This window comes from Sphingobium sp. WR1 (assembly GCF_059693745.1).
In genome coordinates this window covers 1-16,675 of sequence record NZ_JCATID010000023.1, presented here as the reverse complement: position 1 = coordinate 16,675, position 16,675 = coordinate 1, and the positions used below count along the sequence as shown (strand labels likewise).

17 protein-coding genes are annotated in these 16,675 nt (G+C 65.1%); 12 read left to right on the top strand and 5 right to left on the bottom strand.

What is annotated here, in order from left to right:
- Positions 1 to 192 precede the first annotated feature (192 nt).
- From gspJ to AC58EF_RS21900, 6 genes are read left to right on the top strand one after another with little or no spacing between them, the layout of a single operon-like run.
- Positions 193 to 834, top strand: a complete 642-nt coding sequence (gene gspJ, locus AC58EF_RS21925; RefSeq protein ID WP_497278593.1) for a type II secretion system minor pseudopilin GspJ — start codon at positions 193 to 195, stop codon at positions 832 to 834.
- Positions 827 to 1,816 (top strand): type II secretion system minor pseudopilin GspK, encoded by a 990-nt coding sequence (gene gspK / locus AC58EF_RS21920; RefSeq protein ID WP_497278591.1) that lies wholly within the window; start codon positions 827 to 829, stop codon positions 1,814 to 1,816. Before gspJ ends, gspK begins: the two co-directional genes overlap by 8 nt.
- On the top strand, positions 1,813 to 2,931 hold the full coding sequence (gene gspL / locus AC58EF_RS21915) for a type II secretion system protein GspL (RefSeq protein WP_497278589.1): 1,119 nt from the start codon (positions 1,813 to 1,815) through the stop codon (positions 2,929 to 2,931). The genes gspK and gspL overlap by 4 nt, the downstream gene beginning before the upstream one ends.
- Positions 2,928 to 3,416, top strand: coding sequence for a type II secretion system protein M (locus AC58EF_RS21910; protein ID WP_497278587.1), 489 nt, complete (start codon positions 2,928 to 2,930; stop codon positions 3,414 to 3,416). The genes gspL and AC58EF_RS21910 overlap by 4 nt, the downstream gene beginning before the upstream one ends.
- Positions 3,413 to 4,135, top strand: a complete 723-nt coding sequence (gspN, locus tag AC58EF_RS21905; RefSeq protein ID WP_497278585.1) for a type II secretion system protein N — start codon at positions 3,413 to 3,415, stop codon at positions 4,133 to 4,135. The genes AC58EF_RS21910 and gspN overlap by 4 nt, the downstream gene beginning before the upstream one ends.
- Complete coding sequence (locus AC58EF_RS21900) at positions 4,132 to 4,875, top strand: prepilin peptidase (RefSeq protein ID WP_497278583.1); 744 nt, start codon at positions 4,132 to 4,134, stop codon at positions 4,873 to 4,875. Before gspN ends, AC58EF_RS21900 begins: the two co-directional genes overlap by 4 nt.
- Positions 4,876 to 5,078: 203 nt before the next feature.
- On the opposite strand, the gene AC58EF_RS21895 is transcribed toward AC58EF_RS21900, so the two are convergent.
- The 3 genes from AC58EF_RS21895 to AC58EF_RS21885 are packed head-to-tail and all read right to left on the bottom strand — an operon-like array spanning position 5,079 to position 7,945.
- On the bottom strand, positions 5,079 to 6,041 hold the full coding sequence (locus AC58EF_RS21895) for an NAD-dependent epimerase/dehydratase family protein (RefSeq protein ID WP_497278581.1): 963 nt from the start codon (positions 6,039 to 6,041) through the stop codon (positions 5,079 to 5,081).
- Positions 6,042 to 6,051: 10 nt separating this feature from the next.
- Positions 6,052 to 6,789: an SDR family NAD(P)-dependent oxidoreductase gene (locus tag AC58EF_RS21890; RefSeq protein WP_497278579.1), complete on the bottom strand. Its 738-nt coding sequence runs from the start codon at positions 6,787 to 6,789 to the stop codon at positions 6,052 to 6,054.
- The gene (locus tag AC58EF_RS21885) at positions 6,782 to 7,945 is read right to left on the bottom strand and encodes an MFS transporter (protein ID WP_497278577.1); all 1,164 of its coding nucleotides are present in this window, start codon (positions 7,943 to 7,945) and stop codon (positions 6,782 to 6,784) included. The genes AC58EF_RS21890 and AC58EF_RS21885 overlap by 8 nt, the downstream gene beginning before the upstream one ends.
- A 512-nt stretch (positions 7,946 to 8,457) precedes the next feature.
- Here AC58EF_RS21885 and AC58EF_RS21880 point away from each other — a divergent pair.
- Positions 8,458 to 9,570, top strand: coding sequence for an MFS transporter (locus AC58EF_RS21880; RefSeq protein ID WP_497278575.1), 1,113 nt, complete (start codon positions 8,458 to 8,460; stop codon positions 9,568 to 9,570).
- Between the two features lie 105 nt (positions 9,571 to 9,675).
- On the opposite strand, the gene AC58EF_RS21875 is transcribed toward AC58EF_RS21880, so the two are convergent.
- Positions 9,676 to 10,422 carry a DUF2889 domain-containing protein gene (locus AC58EF_RS21875; protein WP_497278573.1) on the bottom strand — a complete coding sequence of 249 codons (747 nt, stop codon included), beginning with the start codon at positions 10,420 to 10,422 and terminating at the stop codon, positions 9,676 to 9,678.
- A 163-nt stretch (positions 10,423 to 10,585) separates the two neighbouring features.
- Between AC58EF_RS21875 and AC58EF_RS21870 the strand changes: the two genes are divergently transcribed.
- From AC58EF_RS21870 to AC58EF_RS21850, 5 genes are all read left to right on the top strand, one after another.
- Positions 10,586 to 11,509, top strand: coding sequence for an NAD-dependent epimerase/dehydratase family protein (locus AC58EF_RS21870; RefSeq protein WP_497278571.1), 924 nt, complete (start codon positions 10,586 to 10,588; stop codon positions 11,507 to 11,509).
- 227 nt (positions 11,510 to 11,736) lie between these two features.
- A complete protein-coding gene (locus AC58EF_RS21865) occupies positions 11,737 to 12,885 on the top strand; it encodes a sulfotransferase family protein (protein WP_497278569.1) in 1,149 nt (382 codons plus the stop codon).
- Complete coding sequence (locus tag AC58EF_RS21860; protein ID WP_497278567.1) at positions 12,882 to 13,778, top strand: SDR family NAD(P)-dependent oxidoreductase; 897 nt, start codon at positions 12,882 to 12,884, stop codon at positions 13,776 to 13,778. The genes AC58EF_RS21865 and AC58EF_RS21860 overlap by 4 nt, the downstream gene beginning before the upstream one ends.
- 18 nt (positions 13,779 to 13,796) lie before the next feature.
- The gene (locus AC58EF_RS21855; protein WP_497278565.1) at positions 13,797 to 14,072 is read left to right on the top strand and encodes a hypothetical protein; all 276 of its coding nucleotides are present in this window, start codon (positions 13,797 to 13,799) and stop codon (positions 14,070 to 14,072) included.
- Positions 14,073 to 14,390: 318 nt separating this feature from the next.
- A complete protein-coding gene (locus tag AC58EF_RS21850; protein WP_497278563.1) occupies positions 14,391 to 16,028 on the top strand; it encodes a DUF6538 domain-containing protein in 1,638 nt (545 codons plus the stop codon).
- 147 nt (positions 16,029 to 16,175) lie between these two features.
- On the opposite strand, the gene AC58EF_RS21845 is transcribed toward AC58EF_RS21850, so the two are convergent.
- Complete coding sequence (locus AC58EF_RS21845; protein ID WP_497278561.1) at positions 16,176 to 16,523, bottom strand: hypothetical protein; 348 nt, start codon at positions 16,521 to 16,523, stop codon at positions 16,176 to 16,178.
- Between the last annotated feature and the right edge of the window lie 152 nt (positions 16,524 to 16,675).

The window sequence follows — 16,675 nt, the reverse complement described above, 5'->3', positions numbered from 1 at the left end:
CGTTCCGCCCAACAGGGCTTCACGCGTTTGGAGCGTTCCGCCCAACAGGGCTTCACGCGTTTGGAGCATTCCGCCCAACAGGGCTTCACGCGTTTGGAGCATTCCGCCCAACAGGGCTTCACGCGTTTGGAGCATTCCGCCCAACAGGGCTTCACGCGTTTGGAGCGTTCCGCCCAACAGGGCTTCACGCGTTTGGAGCGTTCCGCCCAACAGGGCTTCACGCTGATCGAACTGCTGGTCGCGCTGATGATCTTCGCGATGCTGGCGGCGGCGGGCGTGCTGTTGCTGGGGAACAGCGTGTCGGCGCAGGCGCAGGTCAAGGCGCGTCTGGACGATATGGCGGCGGTGCAGCGCGCGGGCGGGGCGCTGGCCGGCGACCTGGGGCAGGCGGTGTCGCGCATCACCCGGACCGAGGCGGGGACGCTCGCGCCGGCCTTCTGGGCGCATGACGGGGGCGAGGAGCAGCCGGTGATGCAGTTCGTGCGCGGCGGCTGGGACAATCTGGGCGATCTGCCGCGCCCGTCGCTGCAAAAGGTCGAATATTGGGTGCGGCAGGGCCGGCTGGAGCGGCGCACCTATGCCCAGCTTGACGGCGCGGCCGGGGACGATTCGGCGGCGCTGCTGGAGCATGTCGAGGCGGTCAAACTGCGTTTTCGCGACGCGCAGGGCGAATGGCGCGAGGATTGGACGCCGACCCAGCCCGACCTGCTGCCCAGGGCGGTGGAACTGACCGTGACCCGCACCGGCGAACCGCCGGTGACGCTGCGTTTCCTGGTCGCGCCCGGCCCCGTGGAAAAGCCGGAAGAGGCGACGGGAGGAACGATCGGTGCCTGATCCGCGCAAGCAGGGCGAACAGGGCGTGGCGCTGCTGACCGTGCTGTTGCTGGTCGCGGTGATGGCGGTGGTCGCCGCCGGCGCGCTGGAGCGGCTGGCGCTGGCGACGCGCATGACGGGCAATGGCGGCGCGGTCGATCAGGCGCGCGCCTATGCCGACGCGGGGACGGAGATCGCCCGGCTGCGGATCGGCGATCTGGTGGCGTCCAACCCGACCAAGATGACGCTGGCCGGCGGATGGCTGGGCGCGCCGCAGGCGATCCCTGTCCCCGGCGGAATGGCGACCGCGCGCGTCATTGACGCGGGCAACTGCTTCAACCTCAACAGCGTGGTCAGCGGCGAAAGCGAAGCGGCGCTCAAGGTCCGACCCATCGGGGTTTCGCAATTCCAAGGGCTGCTCCAGGCGCTGGGCGTCGATGCGCGCCAGGCGCAGGCGGCTTCGGCCAGCCTTGCCGACTGGATCGACAGCGACAGCGTGCCCCAGCCCGGCGGCGCCGAGGATGATTTTTACGCCCAGGCCGATCGCCCCTATCGCACCGCCAACCGGATGATGGTCGATCCCAGCGAGTTGCGCGCGGTGGCGGGGATCACGCCGGCCATCTATGATCTGGTCAAGCCGTGGGTTTGTGCGCTGCCGGTCACGGATTTGTCGCCGATCAACATCAATACGCTGCTGCCGGGACAGGCACCGTTGTTCGCCATGCTGTTGCCGGGGGAATTGAGCGTCGCCCAGGCGCGGCAATTGCTGGCGCAGCGGCCGGAGGACGGCTACGGCAGCGTGAATCAATTCTGGACGCTGCCATCGCTCGTCGGCCTGTCTCCGATGCAGGAAGTGTCGGAACAGGTCAAAATGACGACAGGATTTTTCGGAGTAGATGTTTCGGTGGATGTCGGGGGAACGCAACTGGTGGAGCGGGCGCTGATCGACGCGCGGCAAAGCCCGGCGATATTGGTGCGGCGCAGCTGGGGGGCGGGCGCATGAGCAGTCGCGACGCCCTGATCATCTTCCTGCCCGAAAGCGGGGAGATCCCGCCGCGCTGGATGCGGGTGGTGGACGGCGCGCCGGTCCGGTCGGGCGAGGGGGCGAACTGGCTGGCCGCCTGCGGTATCGCGGCGCTGCCCGATCAGGCGCGCGTGCTGCTGGTGCCGCCGGCCGCGCTGGTGACGCTGCATTGGATCGCCCATCCCGAACTGCCGGTGCGACAGGGACGCGCGGCATCGCGCCTGTCCGCTCTGGCCGCCGGGCTGCTGCCGGCGGATCAATTATTCGCCGCGACCGACGAGCAGGACGATCCGGCAAGGCCGCATGTCGTCGCGGTCGCCAGCCGGGCCGACATGCAGCATTGGCTGCTCTGGGCGCAGCATCATGGATTGGACCCGGACATCATCGTGCCGGCGCCGCTGCTGCTGCCCGAACCGGACAATGGCTTCGTGCGTGGCATGGTCGGTGGCGAAGCAGTGCTGCGCGGCGCGGACATGGCGCTGTCGGCGGACATGGCGCTGCCCGAGCTGGTCGGCGATGCGCCGGTCGCGGATGTGGCGACGGGCGCGATCGACGGGCGCGCCATCGCCGCGCTCGATACGCCGCCGATCGACCTGCGTCAGGGCGACTTCGCCAAGCGGGTGCGCCGCGCGATCGATCGGAAACGGATCGGCCGTATCGCTTTGTGGTGCGGACTGATCCTGCTCGCCAGCCTGCTGATCGCGCTGGTCGGTATCGTCCGCCAGACTATGGAGGCGGGCCGGCTCGATCGCGAGAGCCTGGCGCTGGCGCAGCAGGTGCTGCCGGGCGCCGCCGACGCCGCGCAGGCGCAGGTCGAGATGGAGGGGCAATTGGCCGCGCGCGGCGCGGGCGGCCGGGCCTTCACTGCGCCCGTGTCGGGCCTGCTTGCCGCGATGCAGGATGCGCCGGGCGTGGCGCTGACCAGCCTGTCGCGCGATCCCGACGGCATGGTCCGCGCGACGCTGGCGGCGGCCAAGGCGGATGACATCAACATAGTGCTGCTGGCGCTGCAGGCGGCCGGCTTCACGATCACGGCCACCCCGTCCCGCGATCCGGGCGGGCGGACGCTGGCGGATATCACGGTGCGGTCATGATGGAACGGATAGCCACCTACTGGGCGGAGCGCTCCACCCGCGAGCAATATATGCTGGGCGTGATGTTCGCGCTGCTGGCTGGAGTGATCCTGTGGTTCGGCGTCGCCATGCCGATCGACCGGGCGCAGAGGAGCGCACGCGAGACGCTGCTGGAGGCGACCGATCGCAACGCCGCCATTCGCGCGGCGGTGAAGCAGTTGAAGGCGCTGCCGCGCACGCCGGCGTCCAGCGGCCCCGCCACGCCGCTCGACCAATTTGTCGGGCAGGGCGCGGGCGAGGCTGGGCTGACACTGGAGCGGGCGCAGGCGCAGGGCAATGATCGGATGGACATCGCCATCGCCTCGGTCCGGCCGATTGCGCTCTTTTCCTGGCTGTCGCAGCTGGAGGCGCAGGGTGTGCGCGTCGAGACGATGAGCGCGCGTCCATCGCCCACGGCGGGCAGCGTCTCGGTGCAGGCGGTGCTGGTGCGGGGAGAGGGGCGATGATGGGCCTCCATCTGTCGCGCCGCGGTCGGATCGCGCTGATCCTCGTCCTGCTGCTGGGCCTGCTGCTCTTTTTCCCGATGCGCGTGGCGCTCGGCCTTGCCGGGCTGGAGCGGCTGGGCATCGCCGCGCGCGAGGTGCGCGGCACGGTATGGAGCGGACGGATCGATCAGTTGATGCTGGGCAATATGTCGCTCGGCAGCGTGCGGGCGGGGCTTTCCCCCATCTCGCTGCTGATGGGCCGCGCGCGCTTCGACGTGGCCCGGACCAAGGGGCTGGCGGACGATATCAAGGGCGCGCTGACGGTCGGCTTCGGCCGGATCGGCGTCGACGATGTGACCGGCGCGGTGCCGCTCGGCCGCAGCTTCGCGCCGCTGCCGGTCGGCAGCCTGATGCTGGAGGATGTCAGCGCCTATTTTAGCGGCGATCGCTGCGGCCATGCCGAAGGACGCGTGCGGGCGCGCATGGCGGGTCAGTTTCCGGGGCTGAACCTGAGCCAGGGGCTTTCGGGCGTTGTCGCGTGCGACGGCGACGCCCTGCTGCTGCCGCTGGTGAGCCAGTCGGGACTGGAGAAGATCAACCTGCGCATCTGGCGGTCGGGCCGCTATGTCGCGGAGATGCGGGTCGAGACGGCCGATCCGGCCCTGACCGGCGTGCTGGGGCAGGCGGGTTTTGCCGGGGCCGGCAATGCCCAGCTGCTGAAGGTCGAAGGCACGTTGTGATCCAGCCGGCGGGGGCGGTCCTCGGCGCGCTGGCCGGCGCGATCCTTGGCAGTTTCCTCGCGACGCTGATCCTGCGCTGGCCGCAGGGGCGCAGCGTCATGCGGGGCCGGTCGGCCTGTGACGGTTGCGGCCGAACATTGGTGGCGCGCGATCTTGTGCCGATGGTGAGTGCTGCGCTGAGCCGCGGTCGTTGTCGGACCTGTGGCGCGCGGATCGATCCGCTTCATGGGCGGGTGGAAGCGGGATGCGCGATCATCGGTGCGCTGGCGCTGGGCTTCCGGCCCGATCCGGGCGGCATCGGCTGGATGCTGATGGGATGGCTGCTGTTGACCCTGGCGCTGCTCGACTGGCGGCATTTCTGGCTGCCCGACGCACTGACGCTGCCGCTCGCCTTTCTCGGCTTCACGCTGGGCCTGTGGGCGACGGATATTGTGCTGGCCGACCGTATCATCGGCGCGGCGATCGGTTATGGCCTGTTGTTCGCCGTCGCGCTCGCTTATCGGGCGCTGCGTGGACGCGAGGGACTGGGACTGGGCGACGCCAAGCTGCTGGGCGCGCTGGGCGCCTGGTTCGGATGGCAGGCCTTGCCTTTCATCCTGCTGATCGCGTCGGCAGGGGGATTGGCCGTGATGCTGGTGACGGGACGAGCGCGAGAGCGAACGGCGCGCGTGCCGCTGGGCACGTTCCTGGCGCTGGCCGCACTTCCCGGCTGGCTGATCGCCTCGCAGTTGATGGTGTGAATGGTCGGCCTTCGTGTGGTCTTGTAGAATTTCATTGCGTGGACGCGCAGCGCGTTGGTCGCGTCATAGCCCCTGTCGGCGAGCAGCCATGGGCCATTCACTATGGGATGAACGGGATTATCCGGGCACAGTCGGGGATTTCGCACGCCGGTGATCGACCATCTCAACCGCCTTCTGGAACAAGCCGCCGGCGTCGTGGCGGATCAGGTGGGGTAGCGTTCCCGATAGAGGGCGGTGAATCCGGCGTCGAAGGTCGTGCGGCAAGGGCCGGTGATGGACTTTCGGCGGGTCACGTCGGCGGCGTTGCCCTTGCCTCCGTCGCCTTCCACCCGGCCTTCGGCCTTGCGGCCGGAAAGCGTTTCAGTCAGCGCCCACCAATGCTGGGCGGTCACCACCTCGTCGCCTGCCCAGTTGACGATGGTGGGCCGTCGGTGCGCGGCATCCAGCAGGGCGGCTACCTGATCGCGCATGTCATGGGCATGGATCGGCGAATGGGGTGTGGGATCGTGCGGGGTCACGACGCCCCGCCCGGCCAGGATCAGGTCCCGGTCCCGCGTCGGCAGCCCGCCCGCCGGGCCATAGACGGTGTTGAGCCGCGCGATCGTCACCGGCAGGTCGAATGTCTCCGCGCAGAAACGGGCGACCGCTTCCTCACTGACCTTGCAGGCCGAACTGGTGGGCACGAACTCGGTTGCGGCCCTCCCGATCAGGTCGTCTTCCCGATAGAGATGCCATGGGTCGGGATGATGGGTGTAGACGGCCGCCGAGGAAATGACGAGCGCCCCACGCGCCCCGCGGCAATGATGCAGGATGCGGCCAGTGCCGACACCATTGACGCGCAGCGCCTGGTCGAGAGAGGCGGCGTCGCCCCGCATCCAGGCAAAATGAAGGACATGGGTGAAATCATCCGGCAGGTCCGAAAGGTCGCCATCGGCGAGATCTGCGGCGAAGGTTCGGATGCCCCGAGATTCGACCTCCTGCCTGGAAACCGAACGAGACGCGACCGCCCCCTTGTTCCGTCCGGCAAGGGCGGGCGCCGCCCCTTCCGAACGATCTGGAAAGCGGGACAGGCCCCAGACCTCGTTACGCTCCGCTAGCCAGGTGGCGATCGGCAGCGCCGCAACGCCGCCGACGCCCGTCACCAATATCTTCCGATCCTCGAGCATCGTCGTCCTTTCAGTGCATGAGGCCGGCATCGGCGGAAAATTCCGAAGCGTTCACATAGGAAGCGTCGTCCGAAAGCAGGAAGCAGGTGACTGCGGCGGCTTCATCCGGGTCGCCGAGGCGCTTGTTTGGGATCATCTCGGCGATCCGGGCACTATGCTCGCCCCCGCCGCGCAGCATCGGCGTGTCGAACGTGCCGGGGCAGAAAGTGTTGATACGGATTGGCTGCTCCGCATATTCGAGCGCCGCCGACCGGCTGAGTCCGATCACGCCATGCTTTGCGGCGCAATAGGCGGCGAATTGCGGCTGGGCGCGCAGGCCGAACATGGAGGAGACATTGACGATCGCACCGCCGCCGCTCGCCAGAATGGCGGGAATCTGGTGCTTCAGGCAATAGAAGACGCTGCTGAGGTTGGTGGCGATCATTCTCTCCCAATCCTCGTCCTTCTGATCGGCCACCGGCCCCGGCACGCCGGCGATGCCGGCATTGTTGACGGCGAGGTGCAGCGCGCCGAAGCGATCGCGGACCGTTTCCACCATGGCGGCCACTTCATCCGGGCGGCTGACGTCGACAGGAACGGCAATGGCTGAGGCGCCGATGACGTCGGCTACGCGGAGCGCTTCCTTCTCGTCCCGGTCCACGACGGCGACGGCCGCGCCCAAGCGTGCGAGGCGGATGGCCGTCGCCTCGCCCATGCCGCGCCCCGCGCCGGTGACCAGGGCGACTTTCCCTTCAAACATTTTAGGCATGGGTTTCCTTTCTTCTGCGGTGGCTTGCCGTTCCCACTGTCACGACGAGCAACAGGCTCATGGCGAAAAGCGCGCAGCCCATCATGGCCGCGCCGGGCAATCCATGGCCGGCGATGGCCATCGCGGTCAGCATCGGCCCGCCGGCCACGCCGGCAAGCTGGGCGGTGATGATCTGCATCGCTGCCCCGCGGCCTGGATCGGCCTTCAGCAGGAACTGCATTTGGAAGGGAGTCGAGCAGGACCAGGCGATGCCGAAAAAGATCAGGCCGCCGGCGAAGCCCCATCCGTTGGGGAAAAGGAGGATGCAGGTCAGGGCCAGAAGGCCGATCAACATTCCGCCCGCCAGCATGGACAGCGCATCGAGGCGGTGCGCCAGCGTCGTGAGAGTGAGGCCGGCGACGATCTGGACGGCCAGCATCAGCGAAAGGACCAGGCCTCCCTGCGCGGTGTCCAACCCGGCCCGCTGTGCGAGCGGCATGGCATAGACCCATGCGCCGATGATCGCGCCAATCTGCAGCGCGACCGTCAATATGGCCACCATGCCAAGCGGCGAGGGAAGCGCTCTTCGAGAACCCGATGCCGGTGCAGGATAGCTTTCCGGAACATGCAGGACCAGCAGCATTGTCGCCAGGTTGAAGAGCATGAGGATGACATAGCCGACGGTCGGCCCGAACCACGGGATGAGCACCGTCGAAATCAGCGAGGTGAGGCAGAGGGCCAGGATGCTCTGGCCTACATTATAGGCGGCCGCGATGCGTGCCGGAGTCTTGAGGCGCGCCATCAGCCCGGCATAGAGGAACAGCAGCAGGCCGGCCCCGGCGCCGCCGATGCCGCGCGCGGCCAGTATCCAGGGGCCTGGCAGGATCGTCGTGACCGCATTGGCCAACAGGGCCAGCGCCGCGCCCATAATCGCGATCCGTTTCAGTTGTTCGGGTTTCAGAAAGGCGCCGGTCCAGGCCGAGATGAGCATCATGCCGCCGCCTTCGATCATGGCGGCATAGCCGATCTGCGGATAGGTGAGCCGTCCGGCAGCTGCCAGCGGGCCCAACAGCAAGGGTTGCAGAGGGGCCGTTATGCCGCTGAGCAGCGCGATCGACATCACTGCCCCGATCTGGGAGCGCGTGAAAATTTCTCCTTTGCCGTCAGCAGGTCGCATGTCGCAGCCTCCCGCATTTTCGACTCATATTCCTCTCCACCGCCGCCGGCGCGCTTGCTCGACCCGACTTTCATGGAAGCGATCGGCGCTTTTCCTGCATATGAAATCTCCAAAACCTATGTGACTGGAGCCTAGCTGAAATGATGTGCCGGCATTCCTGGGCCATGAGATCGACCGCAGAAGTGGGTCGATGCTGGAACCGGGATTATTCGGGCATTCAGGCGCAGGTGGACGGCTTGGCTTTTGTCATATGGAGCTGTCGCGCAGGTTCAGCGACGGATGGACGGATATCGGTATGATATGCGGCTCCCTTATCCCGGGCTTTGCATATGACGGCGCCCGCATTTGGGGATCGACACGTTGTTCATCGGCGGCATAACCAAAATGACGCCGGGTCAATTTATGAGCCGGGCGGTTGCAGGAGAAGGGCTATCGCCGGACAATTCGAGCCCTCGAGCGGGGAGGCGTGGTCCTCCCAGATTGCCAGGAGGGAAGTCGTCGCCGTGGTCGTCATGGCGGCGCTGAGCGGTTCGACCGTATCCTTGCAACCGGCACTGCTCGGCAGCATCGCGGCGGCGGGTCGCCTGACCGCCGAGCAGATGGGTTATGCGGCCACCGTGGAAGCGGTGGCGATGGCGCTCGCCTCCGCCGTCGCCGGCGCCCGCCTCGCGCCCGAGCGGTTGCGGCTGCTCGCCTGCATTGCGGCGGTTGTGGCGCTGCTGAGCAATTTCGGTTCCTTCTTTGCGTCCGGCCTGGCGATCATGGCTCTGAGAGGAGTTGCCGGCCTCACCGCGGGGACGGTCATGTTCATCTATGTCGGCATGATGGCGCGCGTGCCGCAGCCCGCCAGGGTTGCGGCCTATTACGGAATCGGGCTGGGCTGCCTGGCGCTGCTGCTCAGCAGCCTCATCCTGGCGGTGCTGGTGCCGCAGGTCGGTGGCGGCGCCGGCTACGCTGTGATGTGCGGACTCAATCTTCTGATGCTGCTGCTCAGTTTCGCCATTCCTGTCCATTATGAGCGGGTGGAAAGGACAGGCAAGGCCCAGTTGTTGCCATCGCGCCTGGGCGCCGCCGCCCTATGCGCCGTGGTCCTGCACTTCGGCGCGATCATGGCGTTGTGGATCTACGCCGTGCCGCTGGCGGTGCGTGCCGGCCTGTCGCCAGCACAGGCCGGCCTTGCCCTCTCCGTCGCTTTCGGTTTCAAGGTGGCGGGCGGCATCTTTTCCGCCGCCCTGGCGCCGCGCATGAAGCTGATGCCTACATTGCTGGGCGGCTTCCTGGCGACATTTGCAGCAATCCTCATGATCGCCGCCGGCGTCCCCTATGCTTATGTGGCGGGACTGACATTGTTCACGTTCCTCTGGATGACCATCACCCCTTTCCATATGGAGCTGACGCTTGCCGCCGATCCGGCGCGGGGGGCTGCGATGCAGATGGTGACGGCCCAGCTTGCCGGCATTTCGCTGGGTCCCGTCGTTTCGGCGATGGCGGTGGGCCGGCTGGGTCCGCAAGGGGCGCTGGGGACGAGTATTGCATTGCTCATCGCGGCAAGCGTGGTCGTGCTGATCGTGCGCGCCGCGATCGCTCGGAGGGAAAGCCGCGGCGCCAGCGAGGCGCCGATCTAGAGCATTTTCGAAGCAGACGGCGCAGTCTGCGGACTCGGAAAAGGCGGCAAAACAAAAGACTAAAGCAGCCGAACCGATGCAATCGGATCGGAATCTGCCCCAGGCCTATAGCGAAATCCCGTCGGCCAGGGGCTTGGCGTCGCTATCCGTATAGTCGCGGCTGGCGCCCATGATACGCAATGCGCGGTCGGCGACCCCTTCGCGCATCACGAAACAGCCGCCGATATTGCGCGCGCCCACGGCGGCATTGGGGCTGTCGTCCAGGTCGCGCCGCCGCCCGTTCGACACAAATATGGCGCGACGCAGGACGATGGCTGCCTCCGCATCGTCCCTGGGCAGGTGGCGGGTTGCCCATTGGGGGAAACCGCGCTTCAGGCTGAGTCCGGCAAAGGGCGGGGGGCCGGTGATTTCCGTGCCGTCGACATCATAGGCCATGGTGAAGCCGTCGTCGCGCCGCAACGTGCCGTGGGTGCGTGCCTCGACCCGATCCGCGACCGCCATGTCGTAGCGGCGGAGGGCGGTACCCCGCGCGGCATGAGCGATCAGGATACAGGCCAGGTCATACATATGGGTGCAATTGGACCGGATGTCGCCCTGATCCAGCGCTTCGGCGTATTCGGGCGTCAGCGGCTTTCCCACCAGAGCCTGCAATTGCCCGCCCGCCATCGGGCACAGGGACCAGGGCGTGCGCAGGGCGACATGCTCGATGCCCGTGACCTGCATCCCGTCATGATCCAGCACCACGCGGAAGTGGTGGAAATCGTCCTCCACCTCTCCGACCATCCTGGCGGGGCCATCCCGCCGGATCTCCACGGCGCGATAAAACTGACCCATCTTCCGTTTTTTGTTCATCAAAAAATGTCCCGTCATGTCATGATATGCGCTTATATCTGTTATGTCACGGGGCAATGGCATCATGCAGAAAACTCGAATAGTCGTCATTTCCTCTACCTGACGGCCTGCGTGGATGCTACTGTCCGGCGATCAATCGTAGAAAAGACGAGGATGAGGAAGCATGAGTGGACGGCAGATATTGATTACCGGCGCCACAGGTCAGGTGGCGGGTGCTCTCGCGCGCGGATTGGCCCGCGATAATGAGGTCATAGCGCTCGCCCGCTTTTCCGAGGCCGGCTCTCGCGACGCGTTGGAGGCGGCGGGCGTGCGCACCGTCTATGGCGACTTCGTCACCGGCGACCTGGGCGAGGCGCCCGATCATGTCGATTATGTGATCCACAGCGCCGCCAATACCCGCCCCCGCGACAGCGAGGAGGCGATGCGAATCAATGCCGAGGGTCCCGGCATGGTGATGAGCCGATTCCGCACCGCCAAAGGGTTTCTGCATATCTCCGCGACGGGGGTCTACGTCCAGAATCCCGATCCCAATCATATCTATGACGAAAGTGACGAGATTGGCGGCGGCACCGCCTTCTGCCCGCTTTATGGCGCGTCAAAGACGGCGGGGGAGGGCGTGGTGCGCAGCCTTTCGCGAGTCTTCGACCTGCCTGTCACGATTGCGCGGCTGAACGTCGCCTATGGCGGTCCCTATGCCGATGGCGGCCTGCCGGGTCGTCAGCTCGACGCGGTGCTCTCCGGTGATCCGATCAAGCTGCCGAAAAGCTGGTCCTGCATCCTGGCGCCGATCCATGAAGACGACCTGACCGACCATGTGCTGCCGCTGCTGGACGCGGCCAGCGTGCCGGCGACCATCGTCAACTGGGGCGGCGACGACGGTGTGGCGGTGGAGGATTGGGTCCGCTATCTGGGCGAGCTGGTGGGCAAGGAACCCAATATCGTCTTCGACGACGACGCGCCCTGGCCGAACTGGATCGGCGACCATGCCAAGCGCCGCGCGCTGGGGTGCCATTGCAAGGTCGACTGGCGCAGCGGGATGCGCCGCTTGGTGCAGGCGCGCCATCCCGAAGTGAAGATCCTGGCCTGATCCAGACGCCGGACCTGATCGGGCCCGGTCGATCTTAGGACGATTCATATATTATCCCGGTTTTGTCGCTCTGGACCTCCTCTGGAGGCAAGATGAACATCGCTGGTCTAGAGCGCGCTGCGTTAAATCGGACGCAATCGCGCGCTCTGATTTTTTGTTGTCGCATCGTTTTTCACGCAAAATCGGTTCCCATTTTTGCGCACGATGCTCTGGGAAAGGAGCGGATTATGCGTCTGGAGGCGGAAAGTCTTGTCAGACAGGCGATGGCCAATACGGGCCTTGTCGATTTCGGTCCGTCCCCCTGGCGGGAGGGGCTGGACGTGCTGTGCGCCGCGCTGGAGGGCGAGGGGCAACTGAACGAAAGGGGTCGCGAACTGGCCCATGCCGACCTGCTGACTGCGCTGGAGCAGCGGCTGCGGATCGAGCGTTGTTATGCCGACCATCCGGAAATCGACGCGCAGCGGATCGTGGCGCCGATCATGGTCGTCGGCCTGCCGCGCAGCGGCACCAGCGCCCTGTCCCAGATGTTGGCGCAGGATCCTGCCAACAGGTCGATCCGCCGGTGGGAGGCCAATCATCCCACACCCCCGCCCGACATCGCGACGGAAGCGCAGGACCCCCGGCTGCTGGCGACACAGGCGATGCTCGACCGCCGCTATGCCGCGGCGCCCGAACTGATGGTCATCAATCCGCTGACCGCCGAGGACCCGTCGGAGAATGAATGCTATCTGAAGCTCAGCTTCATGTCCTTCGGCCTGACCGGCGTCTATCATGTGCCCAGTTATGAGAGCTGGCTGCTGGAGCAGGACTTGGCGCCCGCCTATCGCTATATGAAGCGCGTGCTCAAGCTGCTCCAGTGGCGCCGTCCGCCGGACCGGTGGAACCTGAAGGCGCCCATCGACCTGTTCGCGCTGGATGCGGTGGCGGACGTGTTTCCGGACGCCCGGCTGGTCTGGTGCTTCCGCGATCCGGTCAAGGTGGTGCCCTCGGTCGCCAGCCTGCTGATCGCGCGCCGCCGCGAATCCATGACGCACAGCGATGCGACTGAGCTTGGCAGGAGCCAATTCACCTTATGGCTGGAGGCGGCGCACCGCGCGATCGCCTATCGCGAACGGCCCGACGCCCTGCCTATCGCCGACATAAGGAATGCCGACCTGATCCGCGACGCGGTGGGCACGATGAAGGACCTCTATGCCCGGATCGGATTGAACTATGACGATGCCTTCGACAGCGCGCTGCGCGCCCGCATCGTCGAGCGGCCGAAGGGCAAGTTCGGCAGCCATGACTATACGCCGGAGGATTTCGGCCTGACGGAGGCGGAGATTAGTGCGGCCTTCGCGTTCTTTTCCCGCCAGTTCGGACTGGAGGCGGCATGACCCGGCATCTGGAAGGAAAGGTCGCCATTGTCACCGGCGCGGGCGGCGGCGTGGGCCGCGCCTATGCCCATATCTTCGCCCGCCACGGCGCGAAGGTGGTGGTGAACGACTATAGCGTGTCCGTCGCGGGCGAGCGGCTGGGCGGAAAGCCGCTGGCCGATATGGTTGTGGACGAGATCCGCGCGGCGGGCGGGGAAGCCGTCGCCAATCATGCGGACGTCAGCACGCAGGATGGCGGCGCGTCGATCCTGCAGACGGCGCTCGACGCCTATGGCGGCGTCGATATATTGCTCAACAATGCCGGGATCGTGCGCGATGCCGACTTCGCCGACATGACCATCGAGGAATGGGACAGCCTGATCGCCGTCCACCTGCGCGGCGCCTTCTGCGTGACGCAGCCAGTCTGGCGGCAGCTGATCGCGCAGGGCAGGGGTGGCGTCATCATCAACACCACCTCGCGCTCCGCGCTGCGTGGCAAGACCCGCCAGGCCAATTATGGCGCGGCCAAGGGGGGCATTATCGGCTTTTCCAACGTGCTGGCGCTGGAGGGGGAGCCGCATGGCATCCGCGTGTGGACCATTTCCCCGCGCGCGGCGACCCGCGCCTGGGCGGCGGGCCTTACCACATCGGCCGGCAAGTTGACGGACGAGATCGTCGCGCATTTCACCCAGGAATCGGTGGCGCTGGCCGCGCTTTACATGGCGAGCGAGGTTTCCGCGCCCCATAGCGGCCGCATACTGTTCGCCAGCGTGGAGAATATTCGCGAAGTGCGGCTGGAGGCTGCGCCGTCCCATATTCCCTCACCGGAAGACGAGGTAGAAGATTTGTTGAAGGCCATCGGGGAAGGCCGGTTGCTATTCCCCCAAGCCGCCGAACGAGAGGCCATATCGTGACTGCTTAATCATTGTCGGATGACCGGGACGGCCCAGGAAAGCCGTGGCGTCTATAAAGGGTATGCGCGTGGAATATTGGTGCTTATCTGCACCATGGGCTCGGTCGATCGCGCTGTGGTTCCCGTGGTGGCCGAGTTGCTGAAGGCCGTATTCGGCCTGAGTGACAAGCAGATAGGCATATTGGGCGGCATGGCCTATCCCGTCATTTATGCAATGGTGGAGCTGCCCATGGGCCGGCTGGTCGACCACACCAACCGCCGGTGCCTGCGGAGCGCGACCCTGCTCATCTGTTGACGGTAGGTAGAATGCAGGGAACGCCGCTCCGGTCGCCATCCGGGGCCCCTTTTTCTACGCCCTCAGGGGATGTTCCGACCGCAATCTGTGGAATGTCACAGATGTGCGGCCCCAGATACATCGCCGATTTCATCGCTAAGTGATTGAAATTGGTGGTCGGGGAGACAGGATTCTTTTTGACGATTTTTATTGACGCGAAAACGCACCGAGTCGCTGTATTTATTGGTTTTTTATCGCCTTCTGGATTTCGGACTGTGACGTTTTACTGTGACATTTTACCATAGAAATGTGCGGTGATGACCGCTATCGACAATCCCCATGAAGACGATCCCATATCTCTGGCAGCGGCCTGAAAGCCGCGTTTTGTGGTTCCGCCGGATGGTGCCTCAACATCTTCGAGAAATCGTGGGTAAGCCCTCAATCCGCTTCAGCCTCCAGACCACCGACCTGCGGGAGGCTGCGGCGCTTTGCAGGCATCACGCGGCCCAGCTAGATCGCGAATGGGGGCTGGCTCCAACAAACCCGACTATGCGTCCGACAATCGCCACGATTGAGCAAACCGCCGTAGAGTTTGGGTATGACCACGCGCTGACAGCATCCGACCAGCGCCGGCGCGAAGTCGCGGACGATCCCCACGCTTATGGCCTTCACATGCGCCGGCAGGAAATCAACGCGCAGCAGTATGCCTATGCCGCTGCCACGGGCGACACCAGCGCCGTTGAGCCTGCCATGTCCGCCATTATCGAGGCTCAGGGCCTCAGTATCAGCCCGGCCGATCCTGAATATGCCCAGCTTGCGACCGCATTGGCGGCGGCAATGTCTGCGGCTGCAATCACCGCGGGCCGGCGAGCAAGGGGTGACGCCAGCGCCGACACCGACGCGGAAATCGTCCAGCGTGTTCGCGCTGCCAAGGCATCCAAAGCCAAGCCGGGCGAGACGATCGCAGAATTGTATGAAGCATGGGCGCTCGATCGTGCCCAGATTGACGGGGCCACCGCCGCCACGGTTGAGGACGGGCGCAAGATCGTCAGCCGCTTTGCTGAGTTTGTCGGCACCGATCGGGCGCTAGACAGCATCACCCCGACCGATGCGGCGCAATGGCGCGATACATTGCGTGCCCTGCCACCCAAGTGGATGAGTAAGAAAGAGCTTGTCGGCCTAGATCAGCGCGCAGCAGCCGCCAAGGCAACGGCGCTGGGCATGGCCGGCGGCAGTCTGGTCAACATCAACAAACAGATGAGCAACGTGTCGCCGCTTTATCGCTGGGCAGCGAGTCAGCCGCGCTGGGCTGGGCTTCACAACCCATTTGACGGGCTGTTTTACCAGAAGGTGAAGGGCAAGAATGCGCGGCCACCCTACAACGCCGATCAACTGACTGCCATCATCCATAGCCTGCCCGATGACGACTGGTTACGCTGGGTTCCCCTCATTGCACTGGCTACGGGAATGCGCACAGGTGAAGTCTGCCAACTTCGTGCGCAGGACGTCCGACAGGACAACGGCGGCTGGCTGATCCACGTCGTTCACGATCCCGCGCAGGGCATGGCAACAAAAACCAAAGTGTCACGCTTTGTGCCCGTGTCCATGCTGCTGGAGCGTCTTGGCTTCCTCGACTTTGTCAAACGCCGGGAGGGTCGCCTATTTCCCGAACTGGAACGCGATCAGACCGGTGAATATTCTAAGGCCTCTCGGTGGTTCCGGGACCATCTTGAGGAAATTGGGGTCAAGGATGGGCGCGACGGGCTGGGCCTGCATTCATTCCGCCACACGATGGCCGATCGCCTGCGCGTTGAGGCCGAATTGCTCGATAGCGAGGTCGCCGTAATCCTTGGGCATTCCAGCACCGGAGTTACCGCCGGCTATGGTGCTATCTCACAGGGCAGCGTCAACCGCCTGCGCGGCTGGATCGATGCCGTTCGCTTCGATGGCGTGGATTTCGGGCAGCTGATCGTCTGATCCGGGTGGGAAGGGGACAGGTCGGTTTTGGGGAGCTGACCGGCGATAGCTGACGCTGCGCTGCAAAGTTCGTTCGGCAACAATCGCCCCAAAGCTGCCGTAGCTAGGTCCTTGGCCAGTCTCGTCTTGGCTCACGGAGTGCGAGGGCTAGCGTGCTGCTGTCACCTCTGTCGATGTCGATAACGTGACGCGGTTGGAACGTTCGATACCGCTCCAGAATTCGTCGTTCTCGCCAATGCTGCTCGGATCGTTATCGAGAAGTCCGAAGAAGCCATTAGGCTGCCGCTCTCGGACCAGCACCCACATTCGCTCAATAGCTACGGGCTCATCAGGATCATCGACGCTGATTTGGAAAATCAGCTTCACCAGATCACCCGGTTGCAAATTTTCCCGGTCTTTCAGTTCAGGTATCCAGAATGTGCTAGGCGCATTTGCATGATATGCCTCACCATCTTCGAGGCACCATCCGTCGATCTGCAAATCTGGTTCACGCATCAAGTCTGTTTAGAGTGCAACGGGAACAGCAGCAATCACCAGATTTCGTCTTTCAGCCTCTAAAGGGCCATGTGAATGGGTCGTGCCCCGGGTGATGGTGTAGTTCGACGGTAGCGAAGCTGACCGGACGCGCGCTCATCGATCAAGCGCAG

What these genes read in the sequence shown, in the direction of transcription:
- AC58EF_RS21845 (WP_497278561.1), bottom strand. Translation starts at nt 16,523, where the DNA reads ATGCGTGAACCAGATTTGCAGATCGACGGATGGTGCCTCGAAGATGGT.
- AC58EF_RS21895 (WP_497278581.1), bottom strand. Translation starts at nt 6,041, where the DNA reads ATGCTCGAGGATCGGAAGATATTGGTGACGGGCGTCGGCGGCGTTGCG.
- gspN (WP_497278585.1), top strand. Translation starts at nt 3,413, where the DNA reads ATGATGGGCCTCCATCTGTCGCGCCGCGGTCGGATCGCGCTGATCCTC.
- AC58EF_RS21880 (WP_497278575.1), top strand. Translation starts at nt 8,458, where the DNA reads ATGGCGGCGCTGAGCGGTTCGACCGTATCCTTGCAACCGGCACTGCTC.
- AC58EF_RS21885 (WP_497278577.1), bottom strand. Translation starts at nt 7,945, where the DNA reads ATGCGACCTGCTGACGGCAAAGGAGAAATTTTCACGCGCTCCCAGATC.
- gspL (WP_497278589.1), top strand. Translation starts at nt 1,813, where the DNA reads ATGAGCAGTCGCGACGCCCTGATCATCTTCCTGCCCGAAAGCGGGGAG.
- AC58EF_RS21910 (WP_497278587.1), top strand. Translation starts at nt 2,928, where the DNA reads ATGATGGAACGGATAGCCACCTACTGGGCGGAGCGCTCCACCCGCGAG.
- AC58EF_RS21870 (WP_497278571.1), top strand. Translation starts at nt 10,586, where the DNA reads ATGAGTGGACGGCAGATATTGATTACCGGCGCCACAGGTCAGGTGGCG.
- AC58EF_RS21865 (WP_497278569.1), top strand. Translation starts at nt 11,737, where the DNA reads ATGCGTCTGGAGGCGGAAAGTCTTGTCAGACAGGCGATGGCCAATACG.
- AC58EF_RS21855 (WP_497278565.1), top strand. Translation starts at nt 13,797, where the DNA reads ATGACCGGGACGGCCCAGGAAAGCCGTGGCGTCTATAAAGGGTATGCG.
- AC58EF_RS21875 (WP_497278573.1), bottom strand. Translation starts at nt 10,422, where the DNA reads ATGAACAAAAAACGGAAGATGGGTCAGTTTTATCGCGCCGTGGAGATC.
- AC58EF_RS21890 (WP_497278579.1), bottom strand. Translation starts at nt 6,789, where the DNA reads ATGCCTAAAATGTTTGAAGGGAAAGTCGCCCTGGTCACCGGCGCGGGG.
- AC58EF_RS21860 (WP_497278567.1), top strand. Translation starts at nt 12,882, where the DNA reads ATGACCCGGCATCTGGAAGGAAAGGTCGCCATTGTCACCGGCGCGGGC.
- AC58EF_RS21850 (WP_497278563.1), top strand. Translation starts at nt 14,391, where the DNA reads ATGAAGACGATCCCATATCTCTGGCAGCGGCCTGAAAGCCGCGTTTTG.